This window comes from Agromyces sp. NSFZ, from assembly GCF_056156205.1.
In genome coordinates this window covers 2834902-2848733 of sequence record NZ_CM149585.1, presented here as the reverse complement: position 1 = coordinate 2848733, position 13832 = coordinate 2834902, and the positions used below count along the sequence as shown (strand labels likewise).

Here is a 13832-nt window from a genome sequence, read left to right as displayed (position 1 = left end):
CAGCTTAAGCAGGTGAGTCCGCCTCCGCGGCGACCGCCACGCCTTCCCGCCGACTCCGCTGGAACGAGCAGAGAGGTGCGCCGTGCGCGAAACGACCGCTCCGCCGCTCGCGCGCGCAGCCATCGATCGCGACGGTGAGGCTCGTGCCGACGACGACTTCCCCGAGCGCTTCGACGCCGACCCGGGCGCACGCGTCATCGCGCTGCATCGCGGGCGGGCGCTCCTGGCGGGGCGTGTCGAGGGCTCGGCGCCGGTGCTCGATTTCCGCAGGCCGGCCGACCTGCCCGAGCCCGCATTGCGGTGCTACCTCGGTCGCACGCTCGCCGACAACGGCGTACCCGCCGGCACGCCCATCGAGGTGCGGGTCTTCGACGCGGATGCCGCGTCCCGCATCGAACCCGAGGAGGCGCGCTGGGCGAGCCTCCGCGCGGCCGCGCCCGTGCTCGGCGACCGCGACGCGGGCCTCTTCACCGAGGCGGTCGCCCTCGCGAACTGGCACGAGTCGAGCCCGTTCTGCCCGCGCTGCGGGTCGTCCACGACCGTGATCCAGGCGGGTTGGGCGCGCAAGTGCGACCGCGAGGACACGCTGCTCTTCCCCCGCACCGACCCCGCCGTCATCGTGCTCGTGACCGACGACGCCGACCGCGTGCTGCTCGGCTCGAACGCCCTGTGGGAACAGAACCGGTTCTCGCTCCTCGCGGGCTTCGTCGAACCGGGGGAGTCCCTCGAGGCGGCCGTGGTGCGTGAGATCGGTGAGGAGGCCGGCCTGGTCGTCGACCGCGTCGAGTACGCGGCATCGCAGCCGTGGCCGCTCCCCGCGAGCCTCATGATCGGCTTCACGGCCCGGGCGGCCACGACCGCCGCGGCCGCCGGTGCGACGCCCGACGGCGTCGAGATCCTCGAACTGCGCTGGTTCACCCGCGAGGAGCTCTCGGGGTCGAATCCCGACATCGGCCTGCCGGGCGGCACCTCGATCGCCAGGTGGATGCTCGAGCGCTGGTACGGCGGCCCCATCGACGAGGGGATTCCGTGGGGCACGTCGTGATGGCGGCATCCGACGCCTCCGACGACCGCCTCCTCGGTGCCCTCGACGACGACCAGCGCGTGGTGGCCGAGGCCCTGCTCGGCCCGGTGTGCGTGCTCGCCGGCGCAGGCACGGGGAAGACCCGGGCCATCACGCATCGCATCGCCTACGGCGTCGCGTCGGGCGCCTACGATCCGGCACGCGTCATGGCGCTCACGTTCACGGCCCGAGCGGCGGCCGAGCTGCGGGCACGGCTGCGGACGCTCGGTGCCGGCGGCGTGCCGGCGCGCACCTTCCACGCGGCCGCGCTCGCGCAGCTCAACCACTTCTGGCCGCTCGTGGTGGGTGGCAACGCGCCACGGGTGCTGGAGTACAAGGGACGCGTGCTCGGCGAGGCCGCCGAGCGGCTCAAGCTGCGTGTCGATGTGGCCACGCTTCGGGATGTCGCCGCCGAGATCGAGTGGCGCAAGGTCAGCGCGCTCGGCATGGAGGAGTACGAGCGACGGCTCGCGAGCCGCGGTGCGCCGGGCTCGCTCACGCCCGATCAGATGCTCGCCCTCGTCGCGGGCTACGAGCAGTTGAAGGACGAGCGGCGCATGCTCGACTTCGAGGACGTGCTGCTCGCGACCGCCGGCATGATCGAGTCGGAGCCCTCGGTCGCGATGCACGTGCGCGAGAGCTACCGGCACTTCGTCGTCGACGAGTACCAGGACGTGTCGCCGGCCCAGCAGCAGCTCCTCGACCTGTGGCTCGGCGGTCGCCGCGACCTCTGCGTCGTGGGTGACGCAAGCCAGACCATCTACTCGTTCGCGGGGGCCACGCCCGAGTACCTGCTCGACTTCGAGCGCCGCTACGAGGACGCGACCGTGGTGCGGCTCGAGCGCAACTACCGGTCCACCGCCGCGATCGTCGGCGTCGCGAACCGGCTCATGCGCGGACGCCCCGGCGCACTGCAGCTGGTCGCGGTGGGCGACCGTCCGGCGTCGCATCACATGGCCGGGTCGACGGATGCCGCAGCCGCATCCGCCATCGAGCCCGACGTGGTCTCCTACGCCGACGACCTCGCCGAGGCCCGGGGCGTGGCCACGCGTATCCGCGAGCGCGTCGATGCGGGGGTGCCGCCCGAGACGATCGCGGTGCTGATGCGCGTGAACTCGCAGACGGCCATCCTCGAGCGTGCGCTCGACGAGGTCGGCGTGAGTTCGCGCGTTCGCGGCGGCGTTCGCTTCTTCGACCGGCCCGAGGTGCGCGAGGCGGTGCACGCGCTCCGCGCGGCGGCGCTCACGATCGCGGGGGAGCCCCTCTTCAAGTCGGTGAGCGACGTGCTGCGCTCGCTCGGCTGGACGGTGCAGCCGCCCGACGGTCCGGGAGCCGTGCGCGCACGGTGGGAATCCCTGAACGCCATCGCGCGCCTCGTCGACGATGCGCCCCAGGGCACCACGTTCAGGGAGTTCGCCGACGAGCTGCGGGCCCGCGCCGAGGCGCAGCACGAGCCGACGGTCTCGGCCGTGACGCTCGCGACGCTGCACTCGGCGAAGGGCCTCGAGTGGGACGAGGTGTTCATCGTCGGCATCACCGAGGGCCTGCTGCCGATCTCGTACGCGAAGGGGCTCGACGCCATCGACGAGGAGCGGCGCCTCCTGTACGTCGGCATCACGCGGGCACGGCGCCGGCTCTCGCTGAGCTGGCCTCGCGGGGGCGGCGGGCAGCGAGGCGAACGGGAACCGTCGCGGTTCCTGCAGGAGTTCGGCACCCGCAATCGGGATGCGGCTCGTGGCGTCTCCGCCGCGGGAGGGCGCCCGGCCGCTCCAGCGTGAGGGACGCGGACGCGAGCCCCGTGAGGCCGTGCGCGAGGCGGTCGTCGACGACGGCGGTGGCGACGGCGCTCGCGTCGAGCTCCGCGCGCCTCGTGCGGCTGGCCGCGGGTCGGCCCGCGAGTTGCGCGGCGATGGCCGGCCACGCGGCGTCGGCGTCGCGTCTCGTGAGGTCGAGGCACCGCAGGCACGGGCCCCGGCCGGGCTCCACGAGCGGTCCGACTCGAACGCCCGTGTCGTCGAAGACGATCGCGAGGTGCGGTACGTCGCGGCGGAGGAACGGCAGGTACCGCGCGGGCTGGACGACCCATGGCGCGGCGATCACCGCGAGGTCGGCCAATTCGATCGCATCGCGCACGTCGGCCACCTCATAGCCGAGGGTCGTCAGGTTCGCCTCCAGCCGTGCGCGCACGAGCCCGTCGGCGTCGAGCGCGACGAGCGCCGGCGCGGGCGGCGCGGGCGGCGGCGCCGTGCCATCGGTTCCCGCATCGGGTGTCGGCACGCCCGCCGGGACGAACGCGGGCTCGAGTCGCGCCAGCAGCGCATGCACCTGGTCGGGCGTCGCGCCGAGGCCCGTGGCGAGCGTCAGCAGGGTCGACGTGCTCACCCCGTGGCGCAGGGCGGCGATGAGGTTGGATTCGAGGTCGCCGGCGTCGCGGAGGATGACGCGGGCTTGCGCGGCCCCGAGCTGCAGGTCGCTCGGCGAGCGCCAGACGAGGGGCAGGGTGGGATCGATCCGCGGTGCCATGCCGGGAGCATGCCCGAGTCGGGGCCCGCCGCGCGGCATCCGTCCACAGGTCGGGCCGGAGCGGCGGAGGGCCGGACGGCCGCGCCGGTGCCCGACCTAGGCCTTCGGTTCCTCGCCGTCTTCGCCCGGGGCCGCCGGAGTCTCTCCCCGCAGCAGCTGCTCGAGCGCCGCATCGAACTCGTCATCGGCGTCGGACTCGGCGGTGCGGCTGCCCGTGAGGCGTGCGACGAGCGCGCTCGGGTCGTCGAGGTCGGCGGCGGTGGGCAGCAGGTCGGGGTGCGCCCAGAGCGCATCGCGACCCTCGACGCCCACGGCCTCGGTGACGGCGCGCCACATGGCGGTGGCCTCGCGCATGCGGCGGGGGCGGAGCTCGAGCCCCACGAGCGTGGCGAACGCGGATTCGGCGGGGCCGCCGGACGCGCGGCGGCGTCGGATCGACTCGGCGATGGCGTCGGAGCGCGGCAGGCGCCCCGTGGCATCCGCCGTGACCGCGTCGACCCAGCCCTCGACGAGCGCGAGCATGGTCTCGAGGCGGGCCAGCGCGGCCTCCTGCGCCTCGCTCTTGGGTCGGATGAGCGCGCCGTTCACGACGGCGTCGCGGAGCTCCTCGGTGTTCGACGGGTCGAAGCCCTCGGCGAGCTGCTCGAGCCGGTCGGTGTCGATGTCGATGCCGCGCGCGAACGCGGTGATCGCGGTGATGAGGTGCAGTCGAAGCCAGCGTGCGTGCCGGAACAGGCGTGCGTGCGCGATCTCGCGCACGGCGAGGTAGAGCTCGACCTGGTCGCGTGGGATGTCGAGTCCCTCGCCGAACTCCGCCACGTTCTGCGGAAGGAGCGCTGCGCGACCGTCGTTCTGCAGCGGGATGCCGATGTCGCCGCCCGACACGACCTCGGTCGCGAGCTGGCCGACGACCTGGCCGAGCTGCATCGCGAAGAGCGCGCCGCCGATGCCGCGCATCATGCGGCTCGCACCCTGGATCATCGGACGGAGCTCCTCGGGCGCCTGCTCGCTCATGACGCGGGTCAGCGAGTCGGAGATGCTGAGGGCGACCGGCTCGGCGAGCTGGGTCCACACGGGCATCGTCGCCGTGACCCACGCACGACGCGTGAGCAGCTCGGGCGAATCGGGGAGCGCCGAGAAGTCCACCGCCTCGTCGAGCCAGAGCGAGGCGACCTGCAGGGCCTGGCCGAGGCGCGCCCGGTCGTCGTCGCCGACCTGCTGCTGAGCGGATGCCGCGCGCTCCTCGCCCTGTCGGAGCGCCACGTTCCAGTCGATGCCGTCGCCGCCGCGGTTCATCGCCTGCTGCAACTGACCGAACAGGGCGGCGATGCTCGCCGGATCGTTCGGCAGTCCTGCCGCGCCCGCAAGCTGCGACGGATCGATGCCGCCGGTCCCGGACAGGAGTTCGCGCAGCATCTCGCGGAACTCATCCTCGGGGTTCCGGTCGCCGGACTCGTCGTCCCGATCGGCCACGTGAGCCACCTCCAGTCGCGTTCCTTCAACCGTAGCCCCGGCTCAGGGCGCGGGTCTGGGAAATGGCCTAGGCTGGGCCTTCCGGGTGTCCGCCCTTCGCGAACAACGCCCGCTCTGGCGCTCGCGCAAGGCGACTCCGGTCGCCCGGAAGGAACGAAACACCGATGGCCCTCTTCGACGATCATGCGTCGACGCGCCCGCAGGGCCGCTCCCGGCGTGAGCGAATCGGCCGGGCCGCGATCGTCGTGGCGGCGGTCATCGCACTGCTCTTCGCCCTGCTTCCCTCGCCCTACGTCATCGAGCAGCCGGGCCCCGTCTACGACACCCTCGGAGTCGCCGAGCGCGGCGAAGAGGAGGTGCCGCTCATCGAGATCCCCGATGAGGAGACCTTCGCCACCGAGGGCGAGCTCAACCTGCTCACGGTGACGGTGCTGGGCCGCCCGGGGCAGACGCCGAACTGGCTCGAGGTGCTCGGGGCCTGGTTCGATCGCACCCGCTCGGCGGTGCCCGTGGAGGCGATCTTCCCTCCCGGTCTCACCGACGAGGACCGGGACGCCCAGAACGAGGCCGCGATGGTCGACTCGCAGCAGGACGCCATCGCCGCGGCGCTCGTGGAGCTCGACTACGAGTTCCCGCGCGAGGTGACGGTCGCGGGCATCCTCGAGGATTCGCCTGCCGACGGCGTGCTCGAAGAGGGCGACGTGATCACCCGGGTGAACGGCGCCGCCGTGCACTCCGTCGACGAGCTTCGCGACGCGCTCCGCGAGAACGGCACGGATGCCCCGGCCGAGCTGCGCGTCGTCCGCGACGGCGTCGAAGAGGCGGTGTCGGTGACGCCGGTCGAGCGCGACGACGCGGTGGTGATCGGGGTCGGCGTGCGGATGCGCTACGAGTTCCCGATCGACATCACGCTGCAGCTCGACGACGTCGGCGGTCCGAGCGCCGGCATGATGTTCGCGCTCGGCATCGTCGACAAGCTCACCCCCGGTGCGATGACCGGCGGCGAGATCATCGCGGGCACGGGGACCATCGACTCCGCCGGGCAGGTCGGGCCCATCGGCGGCATCCGGCAGAAGCTCTGGGGTGCCGACGGAGCCGGTGCAGAATGGTTCCTCGCTCCCGAGTCGAACTGCGCCGAGGTCACCGGACATGTCCCCGACGGCATCGAGGTCTTCGCCGTGTCGACCCTCGACGAGGCGCGCGAGATCGTCGAGGCGGTGGGCACGGGCGCGGACACCTCAGGCTTCGCCTCCTGTCCCACCTCATGAGCAGCCGGTTCCAAGCATCGCGACCATAGGATGGAATCTCGATCCCCCCGCGACCGAACACGAGGCCGAGATTGTCAGCACAGCCGCAAGCACCGAGGATTCCGCGCCGACGCGCCCCCATCGCCGTCACGATCGGGGTGCTGGCGGTGCTCGTCATCGCGTTCTTCGTCTTCGTCGGCCTCTACGCCGACGTGCTCTGGTACGACCAGCTGGGCTTCCTCGAGGTGCTCACCACCGAGTGGATCGCCCGAGTGGTGCTGTTCGTCATCGGCTTCGTCGCCATGGCCGTCCCCGTGTGGGCGTCCATCCAGATCGCCTATCGCACGAGGCCCGTCTACGCGAAGCTCAACTCGCAGCTCGATCGCTACCAGGAGGTGTTCGAGCCACTGCGACGGCTCGCCATGTACGGCGTGCCGGTGGTGCTCGGCATCTTCGCCGGAGTCTCGACCTCGAGCCGGTGGGAGCTCTCGCTCACCTGGCTGAACCGCACGCCGTTCGGCACCACCGACCCGCAGTTCGGGTTCGACGCGGGGTTCTTCGTCTTCGAGTTGCCGTTCTACCGTTCCATCGTCGGGTTCGCCTCCGCCGTGGTCCTGCTCTCCCTCCTGCTCGTCATCGCCACCGCCTACCTCTACGGCTCGATCCGGGTGAGCGGGCGCGAGGTCGTGATCTCGAAGTCGGCCCGCGTGCAGATCGCCATCACGGCGGGCGTCTACCTGCTGCTCCAGGCGGTGAGCATCTGGCTCGACCAGTACGCCACCGTCTCCGAAGCCGGCCCGATCATCACGGGTGCGGCATACACCGATGTCAACGCCGTCATCCCCGGCCGCGGCATCCTCGCGGCCATCGCCGCGGTGGTCGCCGTGCTCTTCTTCATCACGGCGGCGATCGGCCGGTGGCGGCTGCCCCTCATCGGCACCGCCCTCCTCATCGTGTCGAGCCTCATCATCGGGTCGCTGTACCCGTGGGTCGTTCAGCGGTTCCAGGTCGATCCGAGCGCGAAGACGCTCGAAGCGCCGTTCATCGAGCGAGCCATCGACTCGACCCGTGAGGCGTACGGCGTCTCCGACATCGAGTTGATCCCGTTCGAGGCCGAGACCGATGCCGAGCCCGGCGCCCTGCGGGCCGACGCCGAGACGACGGCGAACATCCGCCTCATGGACCCGCTCATCATCAGCCCCGCCTTCCGGCAGCTCGAGCAGTTCCGCCAGTACTACCAGTTCCCCGAACAGCTCGACGTCGATCGCTACGAGATCGACGGACAGACGCAGGACACCGTCGTGGCCGTGCGCGACCTCGCGCTCGACGGTCTCGGCGACGCGCAGACCTGGTTCAACTCGCACATCGTGTACACGCACGGCTACGGCATGGTGGCGGCGGCCGGCAACCAGCGCTCGGTCGACGGCCAGCCCGTGTTCCTCCAGTCGGGCATCCCGTCGGTCGGAGCGCTCGGCGAGTTCGAGCCGCGCGTCTACTTCGGAGAGGACTCGCCCGAGTACTCGATCGTCGGTGCGCCCGACGACGAGGACCCGGTCGAACTCGACTACCCGGCGGGCGGCGACAGCGATCGCGAGACCCGCACCACCTTCCAGGGCGAGGGCGGGCCGACGCTCGACAACGCGTTCACGAAGCTCGTGTACGCCCTGAAGTTCCAGTCGGAGCAGATCTTCCTCTCCGACGCCGTGAACACCGAGTCGCAGATCCTCTACGACCGCGACCCCATCGATCGCGTCCGCAAGGTCGCGCCGTACCTCACGCTCGACTCCGACACCTATCCCTCCGTCGTCGATGGACGCATCGTGTGGATCGTCGACGGCTACACGCTCACCGACCAGTACCCGTACTCCAACAGGGTGAGCATGAGCGAGGCCATCGCCGACAGCGAGGGACTGCCGACGACCCTCCCGTTCGACGAGGTCAACTACATCCGCAACTCGGTGAAGGCGACGGTCGACGCCTACGACGGCTCGGTCACCCTCTACGCCTGGGACGCCGAGGACCCGATCCTCCAGACGTGGCAGAAGATCTTCCCGTCGGCGCTCGAGGATATGAAGGAGATGTCGGGCGAGCTGCTCAGCCACGTGCGCTACCCGGCAGACCTGTTCAAGATGCAGCGCGCGGTGCTCGGGCGCTATCACGTCACCGACCCGGGTTCCTTCTACTCGCGCGAGGACGCGTGGACCACGCCGAAGGAGCCGACGGCGGGCGCCAACACGACGCTCCTGCAGCCGCCGTACTACCTCACCATGCAGATGCCGGGTCAGGATGCCCCGTCGTACTCGCTGTACTCGACGTTCATCCCAGAGGCGCGTGGCGAGCAGAGCCGCAACGTGCTCCGCGGCTACCTCGCGGTCAACTCCGACGCCGGCTCGACCGACGGCGAGCGCGGCGAGGATTACGGAAAGCTCCGGCTGCTCGCGCTGCCAGAAGACGACAACGTGCCCGGCCCCGGCCAGGTGCAGAACCAGTTCGACGGCGATCCGAGCATCTCGGCCCAGCTGAACATCCTGAAGCAGGGCCAGTCCGACGTGATCAACGGCAACCTGCTCACGGTGCCGGTGGGCGGCGGCCTGCTCTACGTGCAGCCCGTCTACGTGAAGTCCACCGGCAACACGAGCTACCCGCTGCTGCAGAAGGTGCTCGTCGCGTTCGGCGACCAGATCGCGTTCCAGGACACGCTCGACCTCGCGCTCGACGTGCTCTTCGGCGGCGACTCCGGCGCGGATGCCGGCGACAACGAGGTGGAGCCGGGCACCGAGCCGACGACCCCGCCCGAGGAGGGCGAGCCGACGACGCCGACCACGCCCACCGTGCCGAGCGACGAGGTGCAGGCGCTCCTCAACGAGGCGAAGGTGCTGATCCAGCAGAAGCAGACCGCGCTCAGCGAGGGCGACTGGGCGGCGTACGGCCGCGCCGACGCGAGGCTCGCCGAGATCGTCGCGCAGCTGCTCGAGCTGACCCAGGCCGAGACTCCGGCGGCGGAGGGACAGTGACCGACGCCGTCGACCTCCGCGGCGGCGACTGGCTCGACGACAACCGGGCGAACTGGGACGAACGGGTGCCCATCCACGTGGCATCCGAGTTCTACGATCGCAGCGCGCTGCGTGCCGGCGGCGGGGTGCTCGATCCGATCGCCCGCGCGGGCATCGAGCGCGTGTTCCCCGACGGCCTCACCGGCCTTCGGGTGCTGCACCTGCAGTGCCACTTCGGCTCGGACACGCTGTCGCTCGCGAACCTCGCCGCGAGCGTGGTCGGGCTCGACTTCTCGCGCCCGGCCGTCGAGGAGGCCCGCCGCATGGCGGCTGAGCTCGGGGTGGTCGACCGGGCCCGGTTCGTCGAGGCCAATGTCTACGATGCCCGTCACGTGCTCCCCGAGCCCGCGTCGTTCGATCTCGTCTTCACCACGTGGGGCACCATCGGCTGGCTTCCGGATGTCGCGGAGTGGGCGCGCATCATCGCCTGGTTCCTGAAGCCCGGCGGGCGGCTGTACTTCGCCGACGGTCACCCCGCGGCGTTCGTGTTCGACGGCGACGGCGGTCCCGGCGGCATGCCCACGTTCCAGTACGCGTACTCGAAGCGCGAGCCCGACGTGTTCGAGGAGGATGCCGACTACGCCGACCCCGATGCGCAGATCGAGCATGCCCGCACGTGGGAGTGGATGCATCCGCTCGATGAGGTCTTCGGCGCGCTGCGCGCGGCCGGCCTCGCGATCGACGAGTTCACCGAGCACTACGAGGTGCCGTGGCAGATCTTCCCCGTGACCGTACCGAAGGGGGAGGGCATGTACGGCTGGCCCGCCGAGCGGTGGTTGCCCCTGTCGTACGAGGTCGTGGCGTCGGCGCCGCGTTCTGCCTCGGAGGCCGCCTGAACGCGCCGGGTGGGCCTCGATTTGGCGTCGCTCGAACCGCCTGCTAGTGTTATCTCTTGTGCCGCGGGGTGGAGCAGCTCGGTAGCTCGCTGGGCTCATAACCCAGAGGTCGTAGGTTCAAATCCTGCCCCCGCAACAGATGAAGGCCCGGAATCCTCTCGGATTCCGGGCCTTCGTGCTTCCCCTAGCGCTCTCGGGGCTCCAATGAACGACAGTCGTGTTCTGTCGTCCCGATAGCGTGACGAATGTTCCATATTCGTGACATTCGTGCCAGAATCGCCACATGAACCTGAGCGAGCCACTCGCGGGCATCACGAGCGAGGTCGAAGCCGCGACGCTTCGCGTACTCGCCCGCAGCGACGCGGGGTTCTCGGGTCGCCAGGTTCACCAGCTGGCCGGAGTCGGCTCCACGACGAGTGTGCATCGGGCGCTCACACATTTCGTCCGCGTCGGGATCGTCGACGCGGAGTCGCGACCGCCGGCGATCATCTACCGCCCGAACCGTCAGCACGTGCTGTGGCCCGTGATCGAGGTGGCGCTCGAGGCGCGTTCCCGGATGTTCACAGAGCTCGATCGATTCTGCCGCGATGAACTGCCTGGCGAACTCGACATCACTGTCGTGGTGTACGGCTCGGTCGCTCGACGTGAGTCCTCGCTCGAATCCGATCTCGATCTCTTCGTCGTCTACCCCGATGGCATCGATCCTGACGCGCAGGCGGAGTACCGCTATCGGCTGGCGCAGCACGCCGAACGCCTCACCGGGAACGAGACGCAGATCTACGCTGTCACACGCTCCGAACTCCGTCGTCGCGAACGCGATCATGACCCGTTGCTCCGGAGCGTGATCACCGACGGCATCGTCGTGCACGGATCGCAACTGCCCACCGCGCAGAAACGTCGCGCGTCGTGAGTGCGACGGCCCGACGGCATCCGATGGATGCCGCAGCAGTGCGCATCCGCCTGCGAGACGCGCAAACGCGCCTGGTCAGCGCAGAACTGCAATTGGGCGGGGACAGCCCTCACGAGTGGAAGCACGCGGCAGAGATCGCGGTGAGTGCCGGGATCGCCGCGAGCGACGCGATCTGCGGCCATGTGCTCGGCTATCGCGCATCGGGCGACGCGCATCGCGAAGCCGTGGCCACGTTGCGTTCGGCGACGGATGCCTCGACGGCGAAGCATCTCGACACGCTGCTTGCCGCGAAGAGCGTGCAAGCCGACGGAGATCGCCTGCCGACGCATGCCGAGGCGGCCCGTCACGTGCTGCACGCGCGACGACTTCTCGACGCCGCCGAACACACCATCGAGACCTGAGTCGCCACTGCGAAGGAACTCGTTTCCTCCACGATCTCGGCCGACGGACTGATGCACCGTCGCGTTTACTAGGCGACCGCCAAGCGAAGGCCCGGATCCCCGGATTCCGGGCCTTCGTGCATCACACCCAGGTCGGTCGCCGAGTGTCGCTGCCGGCGAGTAGGGTGCACGCATGGCGCGACTCGAAGACGTACGTCGTCTGGGCACCGAGCTGGAGCGGTCGTACGAAGTGTACGTTCGTGGCAGGTTGAAGTTCCGCGTCGGACAGCTGGTCTACGTCGCGTTCTCCCTCGACGAGACGGTGATGGGCTTCGCGTTCCCACGCGAGGAACGGGCGGCGCTGGTCGGTGGCCAGCCGCACAAGTTCCACATGCCGAGCCAGGCCGACATGCGCTTCAACTGGGTGCATGCCGACCTTGCGGTGCTGGAGCCGGGGGAGGCGCGCGAGTTCGTCGTGGACGCCTGGCGCATGGTCGTTCCGCAGAAGGTCTCCCGCGCCTACGATCTGGCGAACCCGAACGGCCCGGGATGACTCGCGGGCGCGAGCGTACGCGATTCCGTCGTGAGCGGAGGCGTCCTGCCGCTGCTCCGCTCAGCCCGGCCCGCGCCGCCCGAGCATCCCTGCGAACAGCGCGTGCAGCAACGGCGGCGCCGCCGCCACCATGAGCACGGTGCCGAAGACCTGATCGGCCGGCCGCAGCAGGATGCCGCCGATGAGCAGGCCGGCGAACAGGACGGCCGAGATGACGCGACGACCCGTGCGCTCGAGTTGACGGAGTCGCTGGTCGAGCCGGGGCGTCTGGACGGCGACCGTGCCCTCCTCGAGCCGGGTGGCGAGGTCGTCGAGGCGGCGGGGAAGCCGCGCCGCGACACCCGCGATGGAGAGCACCTCCTGCGCGAACGAGCGCACCACGCCGCCGCCCTCGTCGCGCAGCAAACGGGCGGCGTAGGGCTCCACCGCATCCCAGATGTTGAAGTCGGGGTCGAGCCCGCTGCACATGCCGGAGGTGAGCGACATCGCGCGGATGACGAGGAGGAAGTTCTCGGGGAGCTGGAACGGCAGCGAGCGCATCGTGTCGCCGAACTCGCGCGCGAACGCGCGGAGCTCCCGCTCGTCGACCTGCCGGAGCTGGGCGAATCCCATGCCGCCGAAGCGTGCGAACAACTCGGTCATGGCGCGCTCGAGCTCTGCCGTGTCGGCCGACGGCAACAGCACGCCGAGGCCCCGGATGCTCTCGACGAGCTGCCGTCCGTTGCGCGAGGCGACCGCGATCAGGAACCGCTGCAGTCCCTGCCGCAGCGTGTCGGGGATCTGGCCCATCATGCCGAAGTCGACGAAGGTCAGCACCCAGGTGCGCTCGCCGGAGCGCCCACCGTCGGTGACCGGTGTGACGAAGATGTTGCCGGGGTGCGGGTCCGCGTGGAAGAAGCCGCCCACGAACAACTGGTCGAGCATCTCGGTCGCGAACTCCGCGGCCACCGCCGAGGGGTCGATGCCGGCGGCGCGCAGCCCCGGGAGATCGTTGATCTTGATCGCGGTCACGTCCTGCAGCGTGAGCACGCGCCGCGTGGTGCGCTCCCAGGCGACCTCGGGAACGCGCACCTTCCCGTCGCCGGCGAACCGTTCGGCGAATCGCTCCGCGTTCTGCGCCTCGTGCAGGTAGTCGATCTCCTCGAAACTGGTCTGCGCGAACTCCTCGACCAGTCGGGGCAGATCGACATGGCTCGAGACGAGCCTCACCCGGCTCATCCACCCCGCGACCCGGCGCAGCGCCGCCAGGTCGACGTCGATGATCGCCTCGATCCCCGGACGCTGCACCTTCACGACGACGTCGGCGAACCCGGTCTCGGCGGCCTCCTCGGGCACCAGCCGGGCGCGGTGCGCCTGGCCGAGGGATGCCGCCGCCAGCGGTGCCGGGTCGAGGAAGGAGTACGCGCGCTCCAACGGCACGCCGAGTTCCGCTTCCGCGAGTGCGCGGACCTGCGCGAACTCCTCGGGTGGAACCTCGTCCTGGAGTCCTTCGAGCTCCTTCGTGATCTCGGGCGGCAGCACGTCGAGTCGAGACGACATGAACTGCCCGACCTTGATCATGAGCCCGCCGAGGTCGACCGCGAGCGTGTGGAAGTTCCGGGCGATGCGCTGGAGCCGAGCAGGCCGTCCGCGCGCCGCCAGCCTCGACAACCCGATCCAGGGCAGGACGAGCTCGAACCACCAGGCCTGCACCAGGTACCGTGCGGCGAAACGAAGGAGCCGCCGGTAGCGGGCGCGCATGTGCCTGACGTCGGCCATGGAGTCTCCTTGACGCCGACGTGCTCGCGGCACGCG

General features: G+C 70.5%; 10 protein-coding genes and 1 tRNA gene. 9 read left to right on the top strand and 2 right to left on the bottom strand.

Annotated features, from left to right (window positions below; genetic code table 11):
- The first annotated feature begins 82 nt into the window (after positions 1 to 82).
- Both nudC and ACVFI9_RS13410 read left to right on the top strand, forming a co-directional pair.
- A complete protein-coding gene (gene nudC / locus ACVFI9_RS13415) occupies positions 83 to 1045 on the top strand; it encodes an NAD(+) diphosphatase (protein WP_474762716.1) in 963 nt (320 codons plus the stop codon).
- Entirely contained in the window at positions 1045 to 2841 is a 1797-nt protein-coding gene (locus ACVFI9_RS13410) for an ATP-dependent helicase (protein ID WP_474766261.1), read from the top strand. Before nudC ends, ACVFI9_RS13410 begins: the two co-directional genes overlap by 1 nt.
- Positions 2842 to 3682: 841 nt before the next feature.
- On the opposite strand, the gene ACVFI9_RS13405 is transcribed toward ACVFI9_RS13410, so the two are convergent.
- Entirely contained in the window at positions 3683 to 5002 is a 1320-nt protein-coding gene (locus ACVFI9_RS13405) for a zinc-dependent metalloprotease (RefSeq protein ID WP_474766259.1), read from the bottom strand.
- Positions 5003 to 5223: 221 nt separating this feature from the next.
- Here ACVFI9_RS13405 and ACVFI9_RS13400 point away from each other — a divergent pair, with 221 nt between their 5' ends.
- The 7 genes from ACVFI9_RS13400 to ACVFI9_RS13370 all read left to right on the top strand — a co-directional run bounded on the left by ACVFI9_RS13400 (position 5224) and on the right by ACVFI9_RS13370 (position 12038).
- Positions 5224 to 6327 carry a YlbL family protein gene (locus ACVFI9_RS13400; protein ID WP_474762715.1) on the top strand — a complete coding sequence of 368 codons (1104 nt, stop codon included), beginning with the start codon at positions 5224 to 5226 and terminating at the stop codon, positions 6325 to 6327.
- 71 nt (positions 6328 to 6398) lie between these two features.
- Positions 6399 to 9320 (top strand): UPF0182 family membrane protein, encoded by a 2922-nt coding sequence (locus ACVFI9_RS13395; RefSeq protein ID WP_474762714.1) that lies wholly within the window; start codon positions 6399 to 6401, stop codon positions 9318 to 9320.
- Positions 9317 to 10195 carry a class I SAM-dependent methyltransferase gene (locus ACVFI9_RS13390; RefSeq protein WP_474762713.1) on the top strand — a complete coding sequence of 293 codons (879 nt, stop codon included), beginning with the start codon at positions 9317 to 9319 and terminating at the stop codon, positions 10193 to 10195. Before ACVFI9_RS13395 ends, ACVFI9_RS13390 begins: the two co-directional genes overlap by 4 nt.
- Before the next feature lie 62 nt (positions 10196 to 10257).
- Positions 10258 to 10331 (top strand) — tRNA-Met (locus tag ACVFI9_RS13385).
- Positions 10332 to 10478: 147 nt separating this feature from the next.
- Complete coding sequence (locus tag ACVFI9_RS13380) at positions 10479 to 11105, top strand: nucleotidyltransferase domain-containing protein (protein ID WP_474762712.1); 627 nt, start codon at positions 10479 to 10481, stop codon at positions 11103 to 11105.
- 23 nt (positions 11106 to 11128) lie between these two features.
- Complete coding sequence (locus ACVFI9_RS13375) at positions 11129 to 11506, top strand: hypothetical protein (RefSeq protein ID WP_474762711.1); 378 nt, start codon at positions 11129 to 11131, stop codon at positions 11504 to 11506.
- Positions 11507 to 11678: 172 nt separating this feature from the next.
- A complete protein-coding gene (locus ACVFI9_RS13370) occupies positions 11679 to 12038 on the top strand; it encodes an MmcQ/YjbR family DNA-binding protein (RefSeq protein ID WP_474762710.1) in 360 nt (119 codons plus the stop codon).
- A 60-nt stretch (positions 12039 to 12098) separates the two neighbouring features.
- Here ACVFI9_RS13370 and ACVFI9_RS13365 read toward each other — a convergent pair whose 3' ends face one another.
- Entirely contained in the window at positions 12099 to 13796 is a 1698-nt protein-coding gene (locus ACVFI9_RS13365; RefSeq protein WP_474762709.1) for an ABC1 kinase family protein, read from the bottom strand.
- Positions 13797 to 13832: the final 36 nt, after the last annotated feature.

Coding starts and splice junctions, on each gene's coding strand:
- ACVFI9_RS13375 (WP_474762711.1), top strand. CDS start 11,129: ATGGATGCCGCAGCAGTGCGCATCCGCCTGCGAGACGCGCAAACGCGC.
- ACVFI9_RS13405 (WP_474766259.1), bottom strand. CDS start 5,002: ATGCTGCGCGAACTCCTGTCCGGGACCGGCGGCATCGATCCGTCGCAG.
- ACVFI9_RS13380 (WP_474762712.1), top strand. CDS start 10,479: ATGAACCTGAGCGAGCCACTCGCGGGCATCACGAGCGAGGTCGAAGCC.
- ACVFI9_RS13370 (WP_474762710.1), top strand. CDS start 11,679: ATGGCGCGACTCGAAGACGTACGTCGTCTGGGCACCGAGCTGGAGCGG.
- ACVFI9_RS13400 (WP_474762715.1), top strand. CDS start 5,224: ATGGCCCTCTTCGACGATCATGCGTCGACGCGCCCGCAGGGCCGCTCC.
- ACVFI9_RS13365 (WP_474762709.1), bottom strand. CDS start 13,796: ATGGCCGACGTCAGGCACATGCGCGCCCGCTACCGGCGGCTCCTTCGT.
- ACVFI9_RS13410 (WP_474766261.1), top strand. CDS start 1,045: ATGGCGGCATCCGACGCCTCCGACGACCGCCTCCTCGGTGCCCTCGAC.